The sequence below is a fragment of the Cellulomonas sp. genome, from assembly GCF_015234515.1.
Classification (GTDB): Bacteria; Actinomycetota; Actinomycetes; order Actinomycetales; family Cellulomonadaceae; genus Cellulomonas.
In genome coordinates this window covers 13,263-36,467 of record NZ_JADGMY010000037.1, presented here as the reverse complement: position 1 = coordinate 36,467, position 23,205 = coordinate 13,263, and the positions used below count along the sequence as shown (strand labels likewise).

General features: G+C 72.3%; 19 protein-coding genes. 13 read left to right on the top strand and 6 right to left on the bottom strand.

What is annotated here, in order from left to right; translation table 11 throughout:
• Nucleotides 1–93: 93 nt before the first annotated feature.
• The 5 genes from IR158_RS19110 (at nt 94) to ilvD (IR158_RS19090) (ending at nt 7,733) form a co-directional block, all read left to right on the top strand.
• Nucleotides 94–1,398, top strand: coding sequence for an extracellular solute-binding protein (locus IR158_RS19110; protein WP_291816043.1), 1,305 nt, complete (start codon nt 94–96; stop codon nt 1,396–1,398).
• 5 nt (nt 1,399–1,403) lie between these two features.
• Nucleotides 1,404–2,450, top strand: a complete 1,047-nt coding sequence (locus IR158_RS19105) for a carbohydrate ABC transporter permease (RefSeq protein ID WP_291816042.1) — start codon at nt 1,404–1,406, stop codon at nt 2,448–2,450.
• The gene (locus IR158_RS19100) at nt 2,447–3,328 is read left to right on the top strand and encodes a carbohydrate ABC transporter permease (RefSeq protein WP_291816040.1); all 882 of its coding nucleotides are present in this window, start codon (nt 2,447–2,449) and stop codon (nt 3,326–3,328) included. The genes IR158_RS19105 and IR158_RS19100 overlap by 4 nt, the downstream gene beginning before the upstream one ends.
• Before the next feature lie 120 nt (nt 3,329–3,448).
• A complete protein-coding gene (locus tag IR158_RS19095; protein ID WP_291816038.1) occupies nt 3,449–5,731 on the top strand; it encodes a glycoside hydrolase family 3 N-terminal domain-containing protein in 2,283 nt (760 codons plus the stop codon).
• A gap of 139 nt (nt 5,732–5,870) precedes the next feature.
• A complete protein-coding gene (gene ilvD / locus IR158_RS19090) occupies nt 5,871–7,733 on the top strand; it encodes a dihydroxy-acid dehydratase (RefSeq protein ID WP_291816036.1) in 1,863 nt (620 codons plus the stop codon).
• Between the two features lie 7 nt (nt 7,734–7,740).
• On the opposite strand, the gene IR158_RS19085 is transcribed toward ilvD (IR158_RS19090), so the two are convergent.
• Nucleotides 7,741–8,283, bottom strand: coding sequence for a hypothetical protein (locus IR158_RS19085; protein WP_291816034.1), 543 nt, complete (start codon nt 8,281–8,283; stop codon nt 7,741–7,743).
• A 67-nt stretch (nt 8,284–8,350) separates the two neighbouring features.
• Here IR158_RS19085 and ilvD (IR158_RS19080) point away from each other — a divergent pair, with 67 nt between their 5' ends.
• Both ilvD (IR158_RS19080) and IR158_RS19075 read left to right on the top strand, forming a co-directional pair.
• Nucleotides 8,351–10,069: a dihydroxy-acid dehydratase gene (ilvD, locus tag IR158_RS19080; protein WP_291816032.1), complete on the top strand. Its 1,719-nt coding sequence runs from the start codon at nt 8,351–8,353 to the stop codon at nt 10,067–10,069.
• Between the two features lie 144 nt (nt 10,070–10,213).
• On the top strand, nt 10,214–11,902 hold the full coding sequence (locus IR158_RS19075; protein WP_291816030.1) for a carbohydrate-binding domain-containing protein: 1,689 nt from the start codon (nt 10,214–10,216) through the stop codon (nt 11,900–11,902).
• A gap of 20 nt (nt 11,903–11,922) precedes the next feature.
• On the opposite strand, the gene IR158_RS19070 is transcribed toward IR158_RS19075, so the two are convergent.
• Nucleotides 11,923–12,483: a TetR/AcrR family transcriptional regulator gene (locus IR158_RS19070; RefSeq protein ID WP_291816028.1), complete on the bottom strand. Its 561-nt coding sequence runs from the start codon at nt 12,481–12,483 to the stop codon at nt 11,923–11,925.
• A gap of 82 nt (nt 12,484–12,565) precedes the next feature.
• Between IR158_RS19070 and IR158_RS19065 the strand changes: the two genes are divergently transcribed.
• Both IR158_RS19065 and IR158_RS19060 read left to right on the top strand, forming a co-directional pair.
• Complete coding sequence (locus IR158_RS19065; protein WP_291816026.1) at nt 12,566–14,305, top strand: alpha-glucosidase; 1,740 nt, start codon at nt 12,566–12,568, stop codon at nt 14,303–14,305.
• Between the two features lie 45 nt (nt 14,306–14,350).
• Entirely contained in the window at nt 14,351–14,926 is a 576-nt protein-coding gene (locus IR158_RS19060; RefSeq protein WP_291816023.1) for a pyridoxamine 5'-phosphate oxidase family protein, read from the top strand.
• A gap of 52 nt (nt 14,927–14,978) precedes the next feature.
• On the opposite strand, the gene IR158_RS19055 is transcribed toward IR158_RS19060, so the two are convergent.
• Genes IR158_RS19055 through IR158_RS19040 form a run of 4 tightly spaced genes read right to left on the bottom strand, consistent with a single transcriptional unit; the run spans nt 14,979 to nt 18,360 of the window.
• Complete coding sequence (locus tag IR158_RS19055) at nt 14,979–15,695, bottom strand: hypothetical protein (protein ID WP_291816021.1); 717 nt, start codon at nt 15,693–15,695, stop codon at nt 14,979–14,981.
• A 22-nt stretch (nt 15,696–15,717) separates the two neighbouring features.
• Nucleotides 15,718–16,752, bottom strand: coding sequence for an FAD-dependent oxidoreductase (locus IR158_RS19050; RefSeq protein ID WP_291816020.1), 1,035 nt, complete (start codon nt 16,750–16,752; stop codon nt 15,718–15,720).
• Nucleotides 16,753–16,759: 7 nt separating this feature from the next.
• A complete protein-coding gene (locus tag IR158_RS19045) occupies nt 16,760–17,278 on the bottom strand; it encodes an isoprenylcysteine carboxyl methyltransferase family protein (RefSeq protein ID WP_291816018.1) in 519 nt (172 codons plus the stop codon).
• Nucleotides 17,279–17,280: 2 nt separating this feature from the next.
• Nucleotides 17,281–18,360 (bottom strand): 3-oxoacyl-[acyl-carrier-protein] synthase III C-terminal domain-containing protein, encoded by a 1,080-nt coding sequence (locus IR158_RS19040; RefSeq protein WP_291816016.1) that lies wholly within the window; start codon nt 18,358–18,360, stop codon nt 17,281–17,283.
• Nucleotides 18,361–18,411: 51 nt separating this feature from the next.
• Here IR158_RS19040 and IR158_RS19035 point away from each other — a divergent pair, with 51 nt between their 5' ends.
• The 4 genes from IR158_RS19035 to ilvC all read left to right on the top strand — a co-directional run bounded on the left by IR158_RS19035 (nt 18,412) and on the right by ilvC (nt 23,125).
• On the top strand, nt 18,412–19,293 hold the full coding sequence (locus tag IR158_RS19035; RefSeq protein ID WP_291816014.1) for a UbiA family prenyltransferase: 882 nt from the start codon (nt 18,412–18,414) through the stop codon (nt 19,291–19,293).
• A 321-nt stretch (nt 19,294–19,614) separates the two neighbouring features.
• The gene (locus IR158_RS19030) at nt 19,615–21,483 is read left to right on the top strand and encodes an acetolactate synthase large subunit (protein ID WP_291816012.1); all 1,869 of its coding nucleotides are present in this window, start codon (nt 19,615–19,617) and stop codon (nt 21,481–21,483) included.
• 16 nt (nt 21,484–21,499) lie between these two features.
• Entirely contained in the window at nt 21,500–22,024 is a 525-nt protein-coding gene (gene ilvN, locus IR158_RS19025; protein WP_291816010.1) for an acetolactate synthase small subunit, read from the top strand.
• A 72-nt stretch (nt 22,025–22,096) separates the two neighbouring features.
• Nucleotides 22,097–23,125 (top strand): ketol-acid reductoisomerase, encoded by a 1,029-nt coding sequence (gene ilvC / locus IR158_RS19020; protein ID WP_291816008.1) that lies wholly within the window; start codon nt 22,097–22,099, stop codon nt 23,123–23,125.
• The last annotated feature ends 80 nt before the right edge of the window (nt 23,126–23,205 follow it).

The window sequence follows — 23,205 nt, the reverse complement described above, 5'->3', positions numbered from 1 at the left end:
CGATAACGTTATCGACATCGATTGACACCACTCCTGGACCGCTGTCAACCTAGGCGCCGTCCGACCTCTCAGCGACGACGAGGAGATTCAAAGATGAAGAGGACTGCGGCACTGCGCGCGGTCGCGCTCGGCGCAGCGGTAGCGATGATCGCGACCGCCTGCAGCTCCGGGAGCGCCGGCGACGACGCCACCGATGGTTCCGGCGACGAGAACGTCACCCTCACGTGGTGGCACAACTCGAACACCGGCGCCGGCAAGGACTACTACGACGAGCTGGCCGACAAGTTCGAGTCGGAGCACCCTGGCGTCACGATCGAGGTGAGCGCCCTCCAGCACGAGGACATGCTGACCAAGCTCGACGCCGCGTTCCAGTCGGACTCCGCGCCCGACATCTACATGGAGCGTGGCGGCGGCGAGCTCAAGTCGCACGTCGAGGCAGGTCTGACGAAGGACATCACCGAGTCGGCCGCTGACACGATCTCGGCGATCGGTGGCTCGGTCGACGGCTGGACCGTCGACGACCGCGTGTACTCGCTGCCGTTCTCGATCGGCGTGGTCGGGTTCTGGTACAACAAGGCGATGTTCGCGCAGGCGGGCATCACCGAGAACCCGACGACGATGGACGAGCTGTACGACGCCGTCGACAAGCTGAAGGCCGCGGGCATCGAGCCCATCTCGGTCGGCGCGGGCGACGGCTGGCCGGCGGCGCACTACTGGTACTACTTCGGTCTGCGCCAGTGCTCGAAGGACGCGCTCGAGGCCGCGACGCAGGAGTTCGACTTCACGGACGACTGCTGGGTGCGTGCGGGCGAGAGCCTCGAGGAGCTCATCTCGAAGCAGCCGTTCAACACGGGCTTCGAGGCCACCGAGGCCCAGGGCACGCCTGAGTCGGCCTCCGGTCTCCTCGCGAACCGCAAGGTCGCGATGGAGCTCGCCGGTCACTGGGAGCCCGGCGTCATGCAGGGCCTGACGGAGGACGAGCAGGGCCTCGGCGAGGACACCGGCTGGTTCCCCTTCCCCGAGGTGGAGGGTGGCGAGGGTGACCCCGCCGCGCAGCTCGGTGGCGGTGACGCGTGGGCGTGCTCGGAGAAGTCGCCCGACGTCTGCGTCGACTTCATCGAGTTCCTGCTGGCAAGCGACCAGCAGAAGCGTTTCGCGGAGCTCGACATGGGTCTGCCGACCCTCCCGTCGGCCACGGCCTTCGTCGCAGCGCCTGAGCTTGCTCAGCTGCTGAGCTTCCGCAACGAGGCGCCGTACGTCCAGCTGTACTTCGACACGGCCTTCGGCGAGAACATCGGCGGCGCCATGAACGACGCCATCGTCTCGGTGTTCAACTCGAACGGGACGTCGCAGGGCATCGTCGACGCGATCACGTCCGCAGCTGCACTCGAGCAGTGACCGACGTGGCAGGAGACCTGACCCCCCGCGGGGGGCACGCAACCAGGGCTGCTGCCGCCACCGCAGTGAACCCGGGTGCCACCGACCAGGCCACGGCCTGGTCGGTGGCCTCCGGGCCGCGGGGGCGCGGAGCGTCGTCCAACGCATGGCGCAAGCGCCTCGAGATCTTCTTCTTCGTGGCGCCCGCGCTCCTGCTGTTCGCCACCTTCGTCCTGCTGCCCGTGGTCCAGGCCGCGCGCTACTCGGTCTTCCGGTGGAACGGCCTGGGACCGATGGACAACTTCGTCGGCTTCCAGAACTACGTCATGGCGCTGGGCGACACGATCTTCCAGCGGTCCGTGACCAACAACCTGACGATCGCGGTCCTGTCGATCGCGATCCAGCTGCCGATCGGCGTCCTGATCGCGCTGCTCCTCAACCGCAAGTTCCCGGGACAGACCGCGATGCGCGTCATCGTGTTCGTCCCCTACGTCCTGGCCGAGGTCGTGGCCGGCGTCATCTGGAAGCTCCTGCTGCAGCCGTCCGGCGGCGTCAACGCGTTCCTCGAGGCCATCGGCCTCGGCGGCGTGACGCAGGCGTGGCTCGCCAACTCCAGCGTGGCGCTGTGGACCGTCATGGGTGTCCTCACCTGGAAGTACTGCGGTCTGGCGATCGTCCTGCTCCTCGCCGGCCTCCAGGGGGTTCCCGAGGAGCTCAACGAGGCAGCGTCGATCGACGGCGCGAGCTGGTGGCAGACGCAGCGCAAGATCACGATCCCGCTGCTCGGCCCGACCATCCGCACCTGGATGTTCCTGTCGATGATCGGCTCGCTGCAGCTGTTCGACATGGTGTGGATCCTCACCAAGGGCGGTCCGGACAACGCGACCTCCACCATGGCGACCTACCTGATCCGCCAGGGCACGGAGCGCAGCCAGTACGGCTACTCGTCCGCGGTCGCGATCATCCTCTTCGTCATCTCGTTCGTCATCGCGGGGCTCTTCCAGAAGCTCGTGATGAACCGCGACGCGGGAGACGACAAGCCGAAGCAGCGCCGGAAGAAGGTGTCCCGATGACCTCCGTCGTCGCCCCGCCGTCACGCGGCTCGCGGGGGGCCGCCCGGTCCGGTTCGCAGAGCCGGCGTTCGGTCAGCCCGTGGGTCTACGTCGCCTCCGTCCTGATCGGCGGCATCACGCTCGCGCCCGTCGTGTACGCCGTCCTGAGCGGGTTCCGCTCGAACGGTCAGCTCGGGGCCAACCCGGTCGGCCTGCCGGACCCGTGGATCTTCACCAACTACACCGGCGTGCTGACGTCCGGAAGCTTCTGGCAGTACGCGCTCAACTCGGTCATCATCGCGGCGGTCACCACGGCGATCGTCGTGGTCGCCGGTGTGATGGCGGCCTACCCGCTCGCGCGTTACCGCTTCAAGGGACGCCAGGCTCTCTTCAACGTGTTCGTCATCGGCCTGATGTTCCCCCTCACGGTCGCGATCATCCCGTTGTTCCTCATGGTCCGTGACCTGCATCTCACCAACACGTACTGGGGTGTGGCACTGCCGCAGGCGGCGTTCGCGCTCCCGATGACGATCGTCATCCTCCGGCCGTTCCTCATGGCGCTGCCGAACGAGCTGGAGGAGGCGGCGATGCTCGACGGCGCGTCGCGCATCGGGTTCTTCTGGCGGATCCTCGTCCCGCTGTCGGGGCCTGGCATGGTGACCACCGGTGTGCTCGCGTTCGTGGGCTCCTGGAACGGCTACCTGCTCCCGCTGCTCCTGCTCAACGACCCCAAGCTCAAGACGCTGCCGCTCGGGGTCGCGGACTTCTCCACCCAGTACTCGGCCGACACGGCCGGTGTGCTCGCGTTCACCTCGCTCGCGGTCATCCCGGCGCTGGTGTTCTTCCTGACGATGCAGAAGCGCATCGTCAGCGGTCTGCAGGGGGCAGTGAAGGGCTGAGCCCTTCCCCCTGACGATCCCCACCCTGGTCTGTCCGGGGGCTCCGTGCGCCGTGCGCGCGGGGCCCCGGACGGCCCGTGCCCGCATCGTGGCGGACGCGCACCTGAAGGAGACAGTCCCGTGACTCAGCTCGAGTTGCCCGTCGGCACCCACGTCTCGGACCGGGTGCGCGACCTCCTGGCCCGCATGACGCTCGACGAGAAGCTGGCGCAGATCGTCGGCTTCTGGGAGAAGAGCGAGGGCGAGGCCGTCGCTCCGCTCCAGGGCGAGTTCGAGGCTCCCCGTGGTCTCGACGAGTCGATCCAGGACGGCCTCGGCCATCTCACGCGCGTCTACGGCACCCGCCCGGTGGACGCGGCCGAGCGCGCGGCATGGCTCTGGGACAAGCAGCGGTGGTTCGTCAACGAGACCCGCCTCGGCATCCCGGCGCTCGTGCACGAGGAGTGCCTCACCGGGCTGTCGGCCTGGGGCGCCGCGACGTTCCCGACGCCGCTGGCCTGGGGTGCGTCCTTCGACGCGGACCTCGTGACCCGCATGGGCGAGCTCATCGGCGAGTCCATGCGCTCGCTGGGCATCCACCAGGGGCTGGCGCCGGTGCTCGACGTGATTCGCGACCCGCGCTGGGGTCGCGTGGACGAGTGCATCTCCGAGGACCCCTACCTCGTCGGCACGCTCGGCACCTCGTACGTGCGTGGGCTGCAGTCGACGGGCGTGCACGCCACGCTCAAGCACTTCGTCGGCTACTCCGCCTCCCGCTCCGGCCGCAACTTCGCGCCGGTGCACGCCGGCGGCCGCGAGCTCGCCGACGTCCTCCTCGTGCCGTTCGAGATGGGGGTGCTGGACGGCGGCGTGCGGTCGGTGATGTCGTCGTACAACGAGATCGACGGAGTCCCGGTGGCCTCCGACCCCGCCCTGCTGACCGGGCTGCTGCGCGAGCGGTGGGGCTTCGACGGCACGGTGGTGGCCGACTACTTCGGCGTCGCGTTCCTCCAGCTGCTGCACCACACCGCGCAGGACCTGGCGGGTGCCGCCGGGCAGGCGCTCGCGGCCGGCGTCGACATCGAGCTGCCGACCGGTGACGCGTACCTGGCCCCGTTGGCCGCGGCGGTGCGTGCCGGGCAGGTCGACGAGGCGCTCGTCGACCGCGCGGTGCAGCGCGCGCTCGCGCAGAAGGAGGAGCTCGGGCTGCTCGACGCGCGGTTCGACGACGAGCCGCCCACGGACGTCGACCTCGACTCGCCGGCGCACCGCGAGGTCGCCGCCCTGCTCGCCGAGCGGTCGCTCGTGCTGCTGAGCAACGACGGCACGCTTCCGCTCGCACCGGACGCGCGCGTGGCGGTGGTCGGCCCCAACGCGGACCGGGCCGCCGCGCTGTTCGGCTGCTACTCCTTCCTCAACCACGTGCTCGCGCACCACCCCGGCACCCCGGTGGGCATCGAGACGCCGACCGTGCTCGAGGCGCTGCGGCGCGAGCACAGCGACGGCGAGATCACCTACACGCCGGGCTGCGCCGTCGACGACGACGACCGCTCGGGCTTCGACGCGGCCGTCGCGGTGGCGAGCGCCGCGGACGTCGCGGTCCTGGTGGTCGGCGACCACGCCGCCCTGTTCGGCCGCGGCACGGTCGGCGAGGGCTGCGACCGGGACGACCTCGAGCTCCCCGGCGTCCAGCGCGAGCTCGTCGAGGCGGTGCTCGCGACGGGCACACCGGTCGTGCTCGTGATGCTCACCGGCCGTCCCTACGCGGTCGACTGGGCACTCGACCGGTGCGCCGCCGCGGTCCAGGCGTTCTTCCCGGGCGAGGAGGGTGGCAACGCCCTCGCGGGTGTCCTCACCGGTCGGGTCAACCCCTCCGGGCGTCTGCCCGTCAGCCTGCCGCGGTCCGCCGGTGCGCAGCCGTACACCTACCTGCACCCCGCGCTGGGCGGCGACGGTGACGTCACCAACCTCAGCACCGTGCCGACCCTGCCCTTCGGGCACGGCCTGTCGTACACGACGTTCACCCACGCCGACCTGCGCGTCGCGCCCGGGGCGTCGACCAGCGGCGGCCTGACGGTGACCGTCACGGTGACCAACACGGGTGAGCGTGCGGGAGCCGACGTCGTCCAGGTGTACGGCAAGGACGTCGTCGCGAGCGTGACGCGGCCGGTCGCGCAGCTCCTCGGCTACCACCGGGTCGAGCTCCAGGCGGGCGAGAGCGCCGACGTGCTGCTCACGATCCCCGCGGCACGCCTCGCGTTCACCGACCGCTCGGGCCGACGCGTCGTGGAGCCGGGCGAGCTCGAGGTGTGGGTCGGGCCGTCGTGCGCGCAGCGCGACGTCGAGGCGAGCGTCGTGCTCGCGGGGGAGACGTACCCGGTGACCCTCGACGACCCGCGCTGGACCGGCGTCACGGTCCTCTGAGACGTCCGCCGGCGGTGTGAGCAGCGACCGCCGGCGGATCACAGGTCGGACGCGCGACACGCCGTGCGACGTGGCGACGTAGCGTGTCGGGGCGTCACCGCGAGGTGGCGTCGTCACCCGTGCGAAGGAGACCCCCGCGATGAGCCGTCCACTGCGCTCTCGTACCTCGACCCACGGTCGCAACATGGCCGGCGCGCGCGCGCTGTGGCGTGCGACCGGCATGAGCACGGAGGACTTCGGCAAGCCGATCATCGCGATCGCGAACTCGTACACGCAGTTCGTCCCCGGGCACGTGCACCTCAAGGACATGGGTGACCTCGTCGCGGGCGCGATCCGCGAGGCGGGTGGCGTCGCGAAGGAGTTCAACACGATCGCCGTCGACGACGGGATCGCGATGGGCCACGGCGGCATGCTCTACTCGCTGCCGAGCCGCGACCTGATCGCCGACTCGGTCGAGTACATGGTCAACGCGCACTGCGCCGACGCGATCGTGTGCATCTCCAACTGCGACAAGATCACCCCCGGCATGCTCAACGCCGCGCTGCGGCTGAACATCCCGGTGATCTTCGTGTCCGGCGGGCCGATGGAGGCCGGCAAGGCCGTGGTCGCCGACGGCGTCGCGAGGACGCCGCTGAACCTCGTCAACGCGATCAACTACTCGGCCGACGACGCCGTCTCCGACGAGGCGCTGGGCCGCGTCGAGGAGAACGCGTGCCCCACGTGCGGCTCGTGCTCCGGCATGTTCACGGCCAACTCGATGAACTGCCTCACCGAGGCGCTCGGGCTCTCGCTGCCCGGCAACGGCTCGACGCTCGCGACGCACACCGCGCGCCGTGAGCTGTTCCTCGAGGCCGGCCGGACCATCGTCGACCTCGCGCGCCGCTACTACGACGACGAGGACGACACGGCGGCGCCCCGGTCGATCGCGACCAAGGCGGCCTTCAGCAACGCCATGACCCTCGACGTGGCGATGGGCGGCTCCACCAACACGGTGCTGCACATCCTCGCCGCCGCGCAGGAGGCGGAGCTCGACTTCACGCTCGCCGACATCGACGCCATCAGCCGCCGCGTGCCCTGCCTGTCGAAGGTCGCACCCAACCACCCGGACTTCCACATGGAGGACGTGCACCGGGCGGGCGGCATCCCGGCGCTCCTGGGCGAGCTGGACCGGGGCGGGCTGCTCGACCACGACGTGACGAGCGTGCACACCCCGACGCTGCGGGCGTGGCTCGACGACTGGGACGTCCGGGGCGGCAAGGCCACGCAGCGGGCGCTGGACCTGTTCCTCGCGGCGCCGGGTGGCGTCCGCACGACCCAGGCGTTCTCGACGTCGAACGTCTGGGAGTCCCTCGACACCGACGCCGCGAACGGGTGCATCCGCGACGTCGCGCACGCGTACACGGTCGAGGGTGGTCTGGCGGTCCTGCGCGGCAACCTCGCCGAGGACGGCGCGATCATCAAGACCGCCGGCATCGACCCGGACGTGTTCCACTTCGTCGGGCGCGCGCTGGTGTGCGAGTCGCAGGACGAGGCGGTCGACAAGATCCTGCGCAAGCAGGTCGAGCCCGGGCACGTCGTCGTGGTGCGGTACGAGGGCCCCGCGGGCGGACCCGGCATGCAGGAGATGCTGTACCCGACATCGTTCATCAAGGGCCGTGGCCTGGGCAAGGTGTGCGCGCTCATCACCGACGGCCGGTTCTCCGGCGGGTCGTCGGGCATCTCCGTGGGGCATGTCAGCCCCGAGGCGGCGGCCGGCGGCACGATCGGGCTGATCGAGGACGGCGACGAGATCGAGATCGACGTCGAGACGCGGCTCATCCGCGTCAACGTGCCGGACGCCGTGCTGGCCGAGCGTCGCGCCAAGATGGAGGCGCGCGAGAACCCGTGGCAGCCGGTCGACCGCGACCGCTACGTGTCGCCGGCACTGCAGGCGTACGCGGCGATGGCGACGAGCGCCGACCGGGGTGCCGTGCGCGACGTGAGCCGGCTGCGGCGGGGCTGACCCGCTCTCAGCAGGCCTCGTCGGAGCGCTCGTCCAGGACCCAGTGGCCGTCGCCCGGCTGCAGGACGACGAGGCCGCAGCTGCCGGCCGAGTACGTGACGTGCAGGACGGCGCTGTCGGCCGTCTGCTCACGCAGCTCGACCAACGTCTCGGACGACTGGCCGGCGGCGGCGTAGAAGGCGGCCGTGGTCTCGATCATGGACGGGCAGTCGGTGATGCCCGGGAACACCGCGCCGATCTCGTCAATCATGCGCTGCGTGAGCTCAGGGGTCATGTAGGCGCACGCGGTGGCCGCGTCGGGCGCGCGGCTCGCGGCGAGCCACGTGCGGAAGCTCGCCTCGGGTCCGCCGTCGCCGACGGGCGCCGCGGGCTCCGCCTCGGCCGGGGGCGCCTCGGGGGTCGCCGACGGCGTGGTGCTCGGTGCGGCGGTCGGCGTGGAGGTGGGGTCCGCGGTGTCCGCGGGATCGCCCTGCGAGCACCCGGACAGGAGCACGGCGCACAGGAGCGGTGCGATCATCCACGGGCGGCGGGCGGTGAAGGGCATGGTCACGTCCCTATCCTGACATCGTCGCCGCGGCGTCCGGGCGCCGGGCGCGCGGCGTGACTAGGGTCGGCCCATGACGTCATCGCACGCGCAGCCGGCACCGGGCATCGACATCAAGCCGCGGTCGAGGCAGGTCACCGACGGGCTCGAGGCGACCGCCGCGCGCGGCATGCTCCGGGCCGTCGGGCTCGGGGACGACGACTTCGCGAAGCCGCAGATCGGCGTCGCCAGCTCGTGGAACGAGATCACGCCGTGCAACCTGTCGCTCGACCGGCTCGCCAAGGCGGTGAAGAACGGCGTGCACGCGGCGGGCGGGTACCCGCTGGAGTTCGGCACGATCTCGGTGTCCGACGGCATCTCGATGGGCCACGAGGGCATGCACTACTCGCTGGTCAGCCGGGACATCATCGCGGACAGCGTGGAGACCGTGATGATGGCCGAGCGGCTCGACGGCTCGGTGCTGCTGGCCGGCTGCGACAAGTCACTGCCCGGCATGCTCATGGCCGCGGCGCGTCTGGACCTGGCGTCGGTGTTCCTCTACGCCGGCTCGATCATGCCCGGCTGGGTGAAGCTGTCGGACGGCACCGAGAAGGACGTGACGATCATCGACGCGTTCGAGGCCGTCGGGGCCTGCGCGCGCGGGCTGATGAGCCGCGAGGACGTCGACCGGATCGAGCGCGCGATCTGCCCGGGCGAGGGCGCGTGCGGCGGCATGTACACGGCCAACACCATGGCGTCGGTCGCGGAGGCCATCGGCATGTCGATCCCGGGCTCCGCGGCGCCGCCGTCGGCGGACCGGCGGCGCGACCAGTTCGCGCACCGGTCCGGCGAGGCCGTGGTCGAGCTCCTGCGCCGGGGCATCACGGCACGGCAGATCATGACCAAGGAGGCGTTCGAGAACGCGATCGCCGTCGTCATGGCGTTCGGCGGGTCGACCAACGCGGTGCTGCACCTGCTGGCGATCGCGCACGAGGCCGAGGTCGAGCTGACGCTCGACGACTTCAGCCGGGTCGCGGCGCGCGTGCCGCACCTGGGTGACCTCAAGCCGTTCGGTCGCTACGTCATGAACGACGTCGACCGGGTCGGCGGCGTGCCGGTCGTGATGAAGGCGCTGCTCGACGCGGGCCTGCTGCACGGCGACTGCCTGACGGTCACCGGACGCACGGTGGCGGAGAACCTCGCCGACATCGCCCCGCCCGACCCGGACGGCAAGATCCTGCGGGCGCTCGACAACCCGATCCACCGCACGGGCGGCATCACGATCCTGTCCGGGTCGCTGGCTCCCGAGGGCGCGGTGGTGAAGTCCGCAGGCTTCGACTCCGACGTCTTCGAGGGCACCGCACGGGTCTTCGAGCGCGAGCGTGCCGCGCTCGACGCGCTCGAGGACGGCACGATCCAGGCCGGTGACGTCGTCGTCATCCGGTACGAGGGCCCCAAGGGCGGTCCCGGGATGCGCGAGATGCTCGCCATCACGGGCGCGATCAAGGGGGCGGGCCTCGGCAAGGACGTCCTGCTCGTGACCGACGGCCGCTTCTCGGGAGGCACGACGGGCCTGTGCGTGGGGCACATCGCGCCGGAGGCCGTCGACGCCGGCCCGATCGCGTTCGTCCGTGACGGCGACCGCATCCGGCTCGACGTCGCCCACGCGACCCTCGACCTGGTCGTCGACGAGGCGGAGCTCGCGGCACGACGCGACGGCTGGGCCCCGCTGCCCCCTCGGTACACCCGGGGCGTGCTCGGCAAGTACCAGAAGCTCGTGCAGTCCGCGTCGAAGGGTGCCGTGCTGGGGTGAGGCGTCCGACTGCGATGTTTCGGTCAGGACCCTGAACGTTTCGCAGGCAGACGCCGTGACGCCGAGGCGCTTGCCTGGTCCCGTGTGCGGGCAGCACACCGGACGAAGGAGCGACGGATGCGACGAGGGACCACAACCGCGGCGGTGGCTGCAGCGATCGTGACGAGCGTGCTCGGGACGGCGCCGGCAGCGGCGGACACCACGGAGCAGGTGGTGCAGGAGGTGCTCGCCGCCAACGTGGCGGCGCACGGCACCGACCACGCGCTGGACTGGGACACGGCCAGCGAGACGGCGATCGACCTGGCCGGCGGGACGGCGGCCGTCACCGGCGCGGGCGCGAGCGCGCAGGGTGGGACGGTGACGATCTCCGCACCCGGCACGTACCGCGTCCGGGGCGCCCTGACCGACGGTGCTCTCGTCGTCGCGTCGGCCGGCGAGGGGACCGTGCGGATCGTGCTGGACGGCGCGTCGGTCACCTCCACCACGAGCGCGCCCCTGCAGGTCAGCGAGGCGGGTGACGTCGTCGTCGTGCTGCAGGACGGGACGACGAACGCCCTCACGGACGCCGCCACCTACACGTACCCCGAGGGGGAGGACGAGCCGAACGCGGCCCTCTTCTCCACGGCGGACCTCACGATCACGGGCGGCGGGTCGCTCACGGTGCGCGGCAACGCGAACGACGCGATCGCGTCGAAGGACGGTCTCGTCGTCGCGGGCGGGGACCTCACGGTCGTCGCCGCGGACGACGGCGTGCGCGGCAAGGACTACCTCGTCGTGACGGGCGGCACGCTCGACGTCGCCGCAGGCGGGGACGGCCTGAAGTCCGACGACGACGCCCCGGAGAAGGGTTTCGTCCACCTCGCGGGCGGTGCCGTGCGCATCGTGTCGGGGGACGACGGCGTCACGGCCGCCTCGGACGTCGTCGTCTCCGGCGGGCACCTCGACGTGACGTCGGGCGGTGGTGTCGCCGGTGCCGGGGACGGCGCGAAGGGCGTCGTCGGAGACGTGGCCGTCGTGATCGGCGGCGGCACGTCCAGCGTGGACGCGTACGACGACGCCCTGCACTCCGACGGCACGATCACGGTCGCGTCGGGCAGCGCCACGCTCGCGACGCTCGGGGACGGTGCGGACGCGGCCGAGCGGCTCGTGGTGAGCGGCGGTGCGCTGTCGGTCACGCGGTCGCACGAGGGGCTCGAGGCCAAGGTCGTCGAGATCTCCGGCGGCCTGGTGGGCGTCACCGCGACGGACGACGCGGTCAACGCGTCCGACCCCGCGTCGCCCGACGCCGTGGGTGCCGTCCCGGGGGTGACGGTCACCATCAGCGGGGGCCGCATCCTGCTCGACTCCGCGACCGGTGACGGCCTGGACTCGAACGGCACCGCCGCGATGTCCGGCGGACTCGTCGTCGTCAACGGCCCCACGGAGTTCATCAACAGCGCGGTCGACGTCAACGGTGACTTCCAGATCACGGGGGGCACCGTGGCGGGCGTCAGCTCCGGCGGCCTCGTCGGCACGCCGGCCGCGTCGTCGCCCCAGACGTGGGTGTCGCTCAGCTCCGAGCAGCCGGCGGGGGTCCTCCTGCACGTGCTGGCCGCGGACGGGACGGTGGTGACGTCGTTCCGCACGAGCAAGCCGACCGGCAACGTCGTGGTCTCGCACCCGAGCCTCGTGGTCGGCGCGCAGTACCGGCTCGCCGTCGGCGGCACCGCCGGCGGCCCGACGCTCGGCGGGTACCACGAGACGCCCGGCGATGCGACGACGGCGTCGGTCGTGGCCACCGCGACCGCGGGCAGGGCCGGCGGCTGGGGCGGCGGGACCTGGCCTCCCCGCTGAGCCGGCGCGCGGCCCTTCCGTCAGTCGGCGGCAGGGGTGGGGGTGGCCAGCCGCAACGTCTGCCGCACGATCGTGGCCAGCACGTCGTCCGGGGTGTCGGGCTGGGAGCGGACCAGCGCCACGAGCCCGTGCACGAGGACGACGAACGTCTCGCGCACGTGCGCGATCTCGATGGTGTGCCGAGCCGCGTAGGCGGGGATGGTGGTCTGCTCGAGCGTGTCGACCACCGCCTCGACCGCGCGGTCGAGGAACTGCAACGACGTCGCGACGTCGTCGAGACGTGGTGAGGGCGCCGTGCCGTCGGCGTGGACGTGGCGCCGGAGGAGGGCGACGCACTCCACGACGGCGCCGTCGATGTCGCCGGGACGGCGCGCGGCGTCCCACCGGCGCACGTCCGCGACGAAGTCGGCGATGGACGCGTCCACGACCAGCTCGACGAGAGCGTCCATGTCGCCCACGTAGTGGTAGACGAGGCCACGCGTGACACCCACGCGGTCGGCCACGTGCTGGAACGTGGTCCCGCGGACGCCGCGCGCGGCGAACTCCTCGCGTGCCGCGCGCACGATCTCCTCGCGCCGCACGTCCGGAGGAGGCGGAGCGCGTGCGCGGGAGCGGCGACCGTGCGACGGTCGAGGCACCCCCGAGAGAAGGAGCGCCTCTGCCATGACCTTCACCGTCGACGACGCCCCCTGGTGGACCGGCGCGGTCGTCTACCAGATCTACCCGCGGTCCTTCCAGGACTCCGACGGCGACGGCGTGGGGGACCTGCGGGGCGTCCTGCAGCGGATCGACCACCTGGTCGAGCTCGGGGTCGACGTCGTCTGGTTCTCCCCGATCTACCGCAGCCCCCAGGACGACAACGGGTACGACATCAGCGACTACCAGGACGTCGACCCGCTGTTCGGCACCCTGGCGGACCTCGACGAGGTGGTCGCCGCCCTGCACGCCCGGGGCATCAAGGTGGTGATGGACCTCGTCGTCAACCACACGAGCGACGAGCACCCGTGGTTCGTGGAGTCCCGGTCGTCCGTGGACTCCCCGAAGCGCGACTGGTACTGGTGGCGCCCCGCCCGGCCCGGCATGGCGCCCGGCACGCCCGGTGCCGAGCCGACCAACTGGGGATCGTTCTTCTCCGGCCCGACGTGGGAGTACGACGAGGCGACGGGCGAGTACTACCTGCACCTGTTCAGCCGCAAGCAGCCCGACCTCAACTGGGAGAACCCGCAGGTCCGGCAGGCCGTCTACGCGATGATGCGCTGGTGGCTCGACCGGGGTGTCGACGGGTTCCGCATGGACGTCATCAACCTCATCTCGAAGGTGGTCGCCGAGGACGGCTCACTCGCCGACGGCCCGCCGACGACGGGCGCGCTCGGCGACGGGTCCGCGCAGTACGTGCACGGCCCCCGGCTCCACGAGTACCTGCAGGAGATGCACCACGAGGTGTTCGACGGGCGTCGTGACGGCCTGCTGCTGGTGGGGGAGACGCCGGGGGCGACCGTCGAGGACGGCGTCCTGTTCACCGACCCCGCGCGCCGCGAGCTCGACATGGTGTTCACGTTCGAGCACGTCGGTCTCGACCACGGCCCCGGCGGCAAGTACGACCCGCGCCCGCTGGACCTGCGGGACCTCAAGGCCGTGCTCGGCCGCTGGCAGGCCGGGCTCGCCGACGTGGGCTGGAACTCGCTCTACTGGGACAACCACGACCAGCCGCGGATCGTGTCGCGCTTCGGCGACGACGGGGAGTACCGCCGCGAGTCGGCGACGATGCTCGCCACCGTGCTGCACCTGCACCGCGGGACGCCGTACGTCTACCAGGGCGAGGAGCTCGGGATGACGAACGCGCACCTGACGTCGCTCGACGACTACCGCGACATCGAAGCCCTGCGGTACGTCGCCGAGACGCGGGAACGAGGGCACGTCAGCGACGACGTCGTCCTGGCGGGCCTCATGGCGATGAGCCGCGACAACGCGCGCACGCCCGTCCAGTGGGACGCCTCGCGGCACGCCGGGTTCACGACGGGCGAGCCGTGGCTGCCCGTCAACCCCAACCACCGGTCCGTCAACGCCGCGGCGGAGCGTGCCGACCCGTCGTCGGTGTTCCACCACTACCGTCGCCTGATCGCGCTGCGGCACGACGACCCGGTCGTGCGACTCGGGGACTTCACCATGCTGCTGCCCGGCCACCCGCACGTGTACGCGTTCACGCGGGCGCTCGACGGTGTGCGCCTGCTCGTGCTCGGCAGCTTCACCGGCGACGAGCAGACCGTCGAGGTCGGGCCCGGCTGGGACGACGCCGAGGTCGTCCTGGGGAACCACGCCGAGCCGGCCCGGGTGGCCGGGGGAGCGGTGACCCTGCGGCCGTGGGAGGCCGTCGTGCTGCGCACCGGTGCGCCGACCGGGTGACGGACCCGCCCGTCACGCGCGAGTGACGGCTGGCATGATGCGCTGATGGCCAAGGTGCACGAGCACATCGGTGACCGCATGCGCGCGTGGCTGCTCGCGCAGCACGTCTTCTTCGTCGCGACGGCGCCCAGCGGGCCGGACGGGCACGTCAACGTCTCGCCCAAGGGCGTCGGCGGCACGTTCGCGGTGCTCGACGAGCGCACGGTCGCCTACGTGGACCTCACCGCGTCGGGGTCGGAGACCATCGCGCACCTGCGCGAGAACGGCCGCGTCACGCTGATGTTCTGCGCGTTCGAGGGTCCGCCGGACATCGTGCGTCTGCACGGCCGCGGCCGGTTCGTCACGCTGTACGACGACGGGTTCGACGACCTCCTCGCCCACTTCGACGGTGACCTCGACGAGGCCCGGGGAGCGCGCGCGGTCGTCGTCGTGGACGTCGAGCGCGTCTCCGACTCCTGCGGGTACGGCGTCCCCCTCATGGACTACCGCGGCGAGCGCGACCTGCTGCCGCAGTACATGGCTCGCAAGGGGGTCGAGGGTCGCGCGGCGTACCGCCGGCTGAAGAACCGCACGAGCATCGACGGTCTGCCTGCGTTCGACATGGACCCCGCGGAGGGCTGACACCCACGCGCGGGTGGGCGCTCTCGTCGCGCTCGCTCGCGGTGGCCGGGACCTAGTCGTCCTGGACGTCGACGACCACGCGCACGGGGTCGGCGAGCACCAGCACCCGGTACGGCCGCGGCGCGTCGTCGACGCCGATGAAGGACTGGGTCATGCCCTCGAAGGTGAGGGGCCGCACGACGTGGTCGACGTCGCCTCCGGTGGGGCGCAGGTCCTGCGAGAACTCCGGGGGGCCACCCTCCGCGGGGTACGTCGTCCCGACGATCCAGACCTGCAGGATCGCGTCGCCGTCGACCTGCCGCACCTCGCCGCTCGGGTCCTCGACCGCCTGGTCGACGTAACCCACGCGGTAGCCCGGCGTGCCCTCGCCGCCCGCGAGCTCGTACACGACGCGGTCGTAACCCTCGTGCTCGCCGGTGCGCACCTGGGTCACGACGTACGCCGCGGCGTCGCCCTCGGCGGTGGCCTCGGTGCCGGGCGGTGTGAAGCCGTCGAGCCCGGCGGTCGGTTCGGCACCTGCGGGCGCGGAGGCGGCCGGCGACGGGCCGTCCGAGGTCGTCGCGCTCGGTGCCGGAGCGGCGGACGACGGCGCCGCCGTCGGTGTCGCGGTCTCCGGCGTCGTCCCCGAGCCGCCCGAGCACGCGGTCAGGAGGAGGGCGAGGGCCGCGCCCGTGGTCGTCGTGCCCACCCTGCCTGCCGTCGTCGTCCGCACGGTCCCACCGCCCTCGTCGTCGTCGCAGCGCCTCGCACCACCGTACGGGGCAGTCACCAGGCCCACCTCGACGTACGCGTCACGCGGCGAGTCGCTCGACCACGGCCGCGAACAGGGCGGGGGCCCGGCGCGCGACCGGCAGGAGCGTCGGGCGCAGCGGGGACGCCGCCCAGGCCACCAGGGCGGACGTCAGGACCCGGTAGTCGCGCGTCGCCGTCCGCCACGCCCGCTCGTACGCCGCCGGGTCGTCGAGCGTCGCCACGGCCGCCCGCGCCTGCGCGAACCCGACCCGCAGCCCCTCGCCGGTCAGCGCGTCCACATAGCCCGAGGCGTCGCCGACGAGCCGGACGGGCCCGGCGGCGCGGCGGGTGCTGCGCTGCCGCAGCGGCCCGGCCCCCCGCACCGGACCGGCGTGCGCACCGTCCAGGCGAGCGGCGAGCTCGGGGAGCGACGCGAGGGCCGCCTCGAGGGTCACCCCCCGGGGCCCGAGCAGGGCGACGCCGACGAGGTCCGGGCCGACCGGCGTCACGTACACCTCGGCGGCCGGGGACCAGTGCACCTCGACCAGGTCGGTCCACGGGGCGAGCCGGTAGTGCCGCCGCAGGCCGTAGCGCCGACCGTCCTGGCGGCCGTCCCGACGGCGTCGGGCGGCCGGCTCCAGCCCCACGAGACGCCGGACGGTCGAGTGCAGCCCGTCGCACGCGAGCAGGTGGCGTGCGGAGATCCCGCCCGCCACGACACCCGCGGGGGTCACCCGGACGTCGTCGGCCCGCCCTCCCACCGTCACGGCACCGAGCGCCGCGGCGCGTCCCCGCAGGGCGTCGTGCAGGACGGTGCGTCGCACGCCCCGGCCCGACGGGCCACGGAACCGGTGGTCGACGTGGCCGCCGGGGGAGCGGTAGCTGATGCCGACGAGCGGATGACCCGGCGGGTCGACGTCCCACTCCTGCAGCAGCCGGAGCGCGCCCGGCATGAGGCCCTCGCCGCAGGCCTTGTCCACGGTGCCGGCGCGCGGCTCCAGGACGACGACCTCGAGACCGCGCCGGCGGACCTCGATCGCGGCCGCCAGACCGACGGGCCCGCCTCCGACGACGAGGACGTCCGTGTCCGGCACGGTCGCCCTACGCCGACACAGTCTGGAGCGCGCGCTCCTCGGCGGGGATCCGGAAGCGCAGCAGGAGCACGGCGTTGAGCAGCGTGAACACCAGCGCGGTCACCCACGCGGTGTGCACGAGCGGCAGTGCGATGCCCTCGACGACGACCGCCACGTAGTTGGGGTGCCGGAAGAAGCGGTACGGCCCGCGCGAGACCAGCGGCAGGTCCCGCACGACGATGACCCGCGTGTTCCAGCGCGGGCCGAGCGTGGCGATGCACCACCAGCGCAGGGCCTGGCTCGCGACGACCAGCACCAGCGCGGGCCAGCCCAGCCAGGGCAGGAACGGGCGGTCCGCGACCAGCACCTCCACGACGCAGGCGACGAGCAGCGCGGTGTGCAGGAGCACCATGGCCGGGAAGTGGCCGCGGCCGCTCTCCACGCCGCCCCGGTCGAACGACCACTGCGCGTTGCGGTTGGACACGACGAGCTCGACGAGACGCTCCACGGCGGTGAGGCCGACGACCACGAAGTAGAGGGTGAGCACGTTCAGCCTTTCGTCGGGGACCACTGCAGCAGGAGCATCTCGACGCTGACCCCTGGGCCGAACGCGAGCAGGACGCCGGGCGAGTCGCCGGGTGGACCGTCGCGCAGGGTCCGGTCGAGGACGTCGAGCACCGAGGCCGAGGACAGGTTGCCCACCGCGGCGAGCGACGCCCGGCTCGCGTCGAGGGCGTCGGGCGGGAGGGCCAGTGCGTCCTGGACCGCGTCGAGGATGCGGGGACCGCCGGCGTGGACGACCCAGCGGGTGACGTCGCCCGGCTTGAGGTCGTGGGCGGAGAGGAGGTCTTCGACGTCGGCGGCGACCTGCGCGTGCACGACGTCCGGGAGGCCGGCCGACAGCACGATGCGGAACCCCGACGCGCGCACCCGCCAGCCGAGGTCGTCCTGCGTGCCGGGGTACAGGCGGCTGCGGGTGGCGACGACGCGCGGACCGGTGGCGCTCGACGCGGCCGGGTGCTGGTCACCCACGAGGACGGCGGCGGCCGCACCGTCACCGAACAGGCCGCTCGCGACCAGCGCGGCGGCGTCGGCGTCGTCGTGCTGCAGCGTCAGGGAGCACAGCTCGAGGCAGACGACCAGCGCGGTGTCGTGCGGGTGCCCCGCCAGGTAGTCGTGCACGCGCGCCAGGCCCGCGGCGCCCCCGCTGCAGCCGAGCCCGAACGACGGCAGCCGCTTGACGTCGCCGCGCATCCCGAGCCGTCCCACGAGCGACGCGTCGACCGACGGCGCGCCGATTCCCGTGACGGAGGTGAACAGCATGAAGTCGACCTCGGCGGGGTCGACGGCCGCGCGGTCGAGGGTGTCGCGCACCGCGCGCTCGGCCAGGTCCGTCCCGACGGACAGGTAGAGGTCGTTCGCCTGCCCGAAGTCGCAGATCCCCGCGTACGCGTCCGGCGCGAGCGCGAGGTGACGGGTGCGCACGCCGCTGTTGTCGTGCAGGCGGCGCAGCAGCCGGCCCGCGCGCGCGTCGTCGCCGGTGACGAGGGGGACGACGATCTCGCTGATGGCGTGCTGGTCGCGCGGCGGGCCGGGGAGGGCCGTGGCGACGGCGAGCAGACGCGACATTTGGGAATCGTGCCACGGGCGCCGTCGGACGGCGCGGGATACGGTCGCACCGTGCCCGACACCTCGACGGACGCCGCGCGGGTCGCCGGCCCGCCGGTCCGACGCGCCGTGGTCGCACTGGCGCGCGCGAGCCACCTCGGCCCGACTGTGGTCGTGACGACGCTGTGCACCGCGCTCGCGGTCGCGGTCGGCACCCCGGCCGGCACGGTGCCGCTCGTGCTCGGGGTCGTCCTGGCCGGGCAGCTCTCGATCGGCTGGTCCAACGACTGGCTCGACGCGGCCCGCGACCACGCGGTGGGCCGTGCCGACAAGCCGGTGGTCGCCGGCGCCGTGACTCCGGAGACGCTGCGCCGTGCGGCCTTCATCGCGCTCGTGGTCAGCGTGCTGCTGGCGCTCGCGTGCGGGCCGCCGGCCGCCGCGGCGCACGGGGCCGTCGTGGCGATGGGCTGGGCCTACAACCTCGGCCTGAAGTCGACGGCCTGGTCGTGGCTGCCGTACGCGGTCGCGTTCGGTGCGCTGCCCGCATTCGTCGTGCTCGCCCGGCCGGGGGACGGGCTGCCCGCGGGGTGGCTGGTCGCCGTGGGTGCCGTGCTGGGCATCGGTGCGCACCTGGCGAACGTGCTGCCGGACCTCGAGGACGACGCCGCGACGGGCGTCCGCGGCCTGCCTCACCGGCTGGGTCTGCGGGTGACCGCGGTCCTGGCGCCGGCGGTGCTCGCGTGCGCGGTCGTGGTCGCGGTCCTCGGTCCGCCCGGCGCGCCGCCCGGCACCGCGACCGCGGTGGGTGTCCTGGCGGTCGTGGTGGCCGTCACCGCGGGCGCCGCCGGGGTGCTGCGGTCGGGCAGCAGGCTGCCGTTCACCCTGGCGATGGCCGTGGCGGCGCTGTGCGTGGTCGCGCTCGTGGCGGGCGGTGCGCGGGGCGCGGTGGTCTGACCTGCCGGCGCGGCGTCACCGGCCCGCTGGCCAGAGCGACGCCGTCCGATCAGTGGACGCGTGAACCAGCATGTGAGACAGCCCTGGAGTGAGATGACATCTGCCGTCCCGCGGGCGTAGGGTGACGGCGTGCAGATGATCCTCGTAGTACTTCCTGAGCGCGCCGGCTGACGCCACCCGCCCAGGTCGCTCGTCGCGCGCGCTCGCCCCTCGTCCAACCCGGTGCCTCGGGTCGAGGGGCTTTTTCGTGCCCGGCGTCCGTCCGGCGCGGCCCCCTCGCACCGGACGACCACACCCGCACTCGACCCGCAGGAGACGACGATGGTCCAGGGTCCCCATCCCGCACCCCCCCGCAGCCCCGTGCGCCCCGCGCGCCCGGTCGCGGACGGGCTGCCCCGCCCCGTCGAGTCGCCGGCCGACGCGCCGCGACACGTCGGGCCCGAGAAGGTCACGGGCGCGCAGTCGATCGTCCGGTCCCTGGAGGAGGCGGGCGTCGAGGTCGTGTTCGGGATCCCGGGCGGCGCGATCCTGCCGACCTACGACCCGCTCATGGACTCGACCAAGGTGCGGCACATCCTCGTGCGGCACGAGCAGGGCGGCGGGCACGCGGCGGCGGGCTACGCCTACGCGACGGGCAAGGTCGGGGTCACCATGGCGACGTCGGGGCCGGGGGCGACCAACCTCGTGACCGCCATCGCCGACGCCAACATGGACTCGGTGCCCATGGTGGCGATCACCGGCCAGGTCGGTGCCTCGATGATCGGCACGGACGCGTTCCAGGAGGCCGACATCGTCGGCATCACCCTGCCGGTCACCAAGCACAACTACCTCGTGACCGACCCCGACGACATCCCGCGGACCATCGCCGAGGCCTTCCACATCGCGTCGACGGGCCGTCCCGGACCCGTCCTGGTCGACATCGCGAAGTCGGCGATGCAGGCGCAGACGACGTTCTCCTGGCCGCAGGACATCGCGCTGCCGGGCTACCACCCGGTGACCAAGCCCCACGCCAAGCAGATCCGCGAGGCGGCGCGCCTCATCGCGACAGCGCGCCGGCCCGTGCTGTACGTGGGTGGCGGCGTGGTCCGCTCGGGGGCCTCCGACCTGCTGCGTCGTCTGACGGACGCGTCCGGTGCGCCTGTCGTGACCACGCTCATGGCGCGCGGCGCGCTGCCCGACTCGCACCCCCAGCACCTGGGCATGCCCGGCATGCACGGGACCGTGGCCGCGGTCGCGGCCCTGCAGAAGGCCGACCTCGTCGTGGCGCTCGGCGCACGGTTCGACGACCGGGTGACCGGTCTGCTGTCGTCGTTCGCCCCGCTCGCGACCGTGGTGCACGCGGACATCGACCCGGCCGAGATCGGCAAGAACAAGCGTGTCGACGTGCCGATCGTCGGTGACCTGCGCGAGGTCATCGGGGACCTGCTGCCGGAGCTCGAGCGTGAGCACGGCCAGCACGGCAAGCCCGACCTCGAGGCGTGGTGGCAGCAGCTCGACGCCTGGCGCGAGACGTTCCCCCTGGGCTTCGACGAGCCGTCGGACGGGCACCTGGCGCCCCAGCACGTCATCTCCCGCATCGGGGAGATCTCCGGGCCGGAGTCGATCTACGTGGCCGGCGTGGGGCAGCACCAGATGTGGGCGGCGCAGTTCATCAAGTACGAGCGCCCCGGCGCGTGGATCAACTCCGGCGGGCTGGGCACCATGGGCTTCTCGGTGCCCGCCGCGATGGGCGCGAAGGTCGGTGACCCCGCCCGCACGGTGTGGGCGATCGACGGCGACGGCTGCTTCCAGATGACCAACCAGGAGCTCGCCACCTGCACGATCAACGAGATCCCGATCAAGGTCGCGGTCATCAACAACAGCTCGCTCGGCATGGTCCGGCAGTGGCAGACCCTCTTCTACGAGTCGCGCTACTCCAACACCGACCTGAACACCGGCCACGGCACGGCGCGCGTCCCCGACTTCGTGAAGCTGGCGGACGCGTACGGCGCCGTGGGTCTGCGGTGCGAGACCAAGGCGGACGTCGACGCGACGATCAAGCGGGCCATGGAGATCGACGACCGGCCCGTCGTCGTGGACTTCACGGTCTCGCGCGACGCCATGGTCTGGCCCATGGTCGCCGCCGGGGTCAGCAACGACGCCATCCAGTACGCGCGTGGCATCAGCCCCGCGTGGGACCGCGAGGACTGAGGAAGGTAGCCGAGCCATGACCCGCCACACCCTGTCCGTCCTCGTCGAGAACAAGCCCGGCGTGCTCACGCGCGTCGCGGGCCTGTTCGCCCGGCGCTCGTTCAACATCCACTCGCTCGCGGTCGGCCCGACCGAGCACGACGAGATCAGCCGCATCACCGTCGTCGTGGACGTCGACGCGCTCCCGCTGGAGCAGGTGACCAAGCAGCTGAACAAGCTGGTCAACGTCATCAAGATCGTCGAGCTCGAGGACGCCGCGTCGGTCCAGCGCGAGCTGCTGCTCGTCAAGGTCAAGGCGGACGTCACGCAGCGCACGCACGTGCTCGAGGTCGTCCAGCTGTTCCGCGCGCACGTCGTCGACGTCGTGCCGGACACCGTCGTCATCGAGGCGACGGGTGGTCCCGGCAAGCTCGATGCGCTGCTCGCAGCCCTGGAGCCGTTCGGCATCCGTGAGATCGTGCAGTCCGGCACCGTCGCCATCGGCCGCGGCTCGCGGTCGATCACCGACCGCGCGCTCGAGCGCGTGGGCCGGTCCGCGTGACGTTCCGTCCCATCCGTTCCCCCCGCACCACCTCCGTACGCACGACCGAAGACACAACCGAGGAGATCCACCGTGGCTGAGCTGTTCTACGACGACGACGCCGACCTGTCCGTCATCCAGTCCAAGAAGGTCGCCGTCATCGGCTACGGCAGCCAGGGGCACGCGCACGCGCTCAACCTGCGCGACTCCGGCGTCGACGTCACCGTCGGCCTGCGCGACGGCTCGTCCTCGCGCGCCAAGGCCGAGAACGAGGGCCTGAAGGTCGCCTCGGTTGCCGACGCGGTCGCGGGTGCCGACGTCGTCGTCATCCTCGCGCCCGACCAGGTCCAGCGGATCGTGTACCGCGAGGAGATCGAGCCGAACCTCAAGGACGGCGCGGCGCTCGTCTTCGGCCACGGCTTCAACATCCGCTACGGCTACATCAAGCCGGCCGCGGACCACGACGTGCTCATGGTCGCCCCCAAGGGCCCGGGTCACCTCGTGCGCCGCGAGTACGTCGACGGGCGCGGCGTGCCGGTCATCGTCGCGGTCGAGCAGGACGCGTCGGGCACCGCGTGGGAGCTCGCGCTGTCGTACGCCAAGGCCATCGGCGGCCTGCGCGCGGCGGGCATCAAGACGACGTTCACGGAGGAGACCGAGACCGACCTCTTCGGTGAGCAGGCCGTCCTGTGCGGTGGTGTCTCGCAGCTCATCCAGTACGGCTTCGAGACCCTGACCGAGGCGGGCTACCAGCCCGAGGTCGCGTACTTCGAGGTGCTGCACGAGCTCAAGCTCATCGTCGACCTCATCTGGGAGGGCGGCATCACCAAGCAGCGCTGGTCCGTCTCCGACACCGCCGAGTACGGCGACTACGTCTCGGGCCCGCGGGTCATCACGCCCGAGGTCAAGGCGAACATGCAGGCCGTGCTCGCGGACATCCAGAACGGCAAGTTCGCCGAGCGCTTCATCGCGGACCAGGACGCCGACGCGCCCGAGTTCAAGGAGCTGCGCGCCAAGGGCCAGAACCACCCGATCGAGCCGGTCGGCCGTGAGCTGCGCAAGCTCTTCGCCTGGGTCAAGCCGTCGGACACCGACTACCAGGAGGGTTCGGCCGCGCGCTGACCCACCCCCCGCATGAGCGCGAGAGAGCAATCCAGTGCGACTGGGTTGCTCTCTCGCGTCCGGGGAGGAGGTGCGGCGGG

Excerpts from the sequence above, each read along its gene's own strand:
- IR158_RS19065 (WP_291816026.1), top strand. The coding sequence starts at position 12,566 with ATGACCTTCACCGTCGACGACGCCCCCTGGTGGACCGGCGCGGTCGTC.
- ilvD (WP_291816036.1), top strand. The coding sequence starts at position 5,871 with ATGAGCCGTCCACTGCGCTCTCGTACCTCGACCCACGGTCGCAACATG.
- IR158_RS19030 (WP_291816012.1), top strand. The coding sequence starts at position 19,615 with ATGGTCCAGGGTCCCCATCCCGCACCCCCCCGCAGCCCCGTGCGCCCC.
- ilvD (WP_291816032.1), top strand. The coding sequence starts at position 8,351 with ATGACGTCATCGCACGCGCAGCCGGCACCGGGCATCGACATCAAGCCG.
- IR158_RS19040 (WP_291816016.1), bottom strand. The coding sequence starts at position 18,360 with ATGTCGCGTCTGCTCGCCGTCGCCACGGCCCTCCCCGGCCCGCCGCGC.
- IR158_RS19110 (WP_291816043.1), top strand. The coding sequence starts at position 94 with ATGAAGAGGACTGCGGCACTGCGCGCGGTCGCGCTCGGCGCAGCGGTA.
- IR158_RS19100 (WP_291816040.1), top strand. The coding sequence starts at position 2,447 with ATGACCTCCGTCGTCGCCCCGCCGTCACGCGGCTCGCGGGGGGCCGCC.
- IR158_RS19060 (WP_291816023.1), top strand. The coding sequence starts at position 14,351 with ATGGCCAAGGTGCACGAGCACATCGGTGACCGCATGCGCGCGTGGCTG.
- ilvN (WP_291816010.1), top strand. The coding sequence starts at position 21,500 with ATGACCCGCCACACCCTGTCCGTCCTCGTCGAGAACAAGCCCGGCGTG.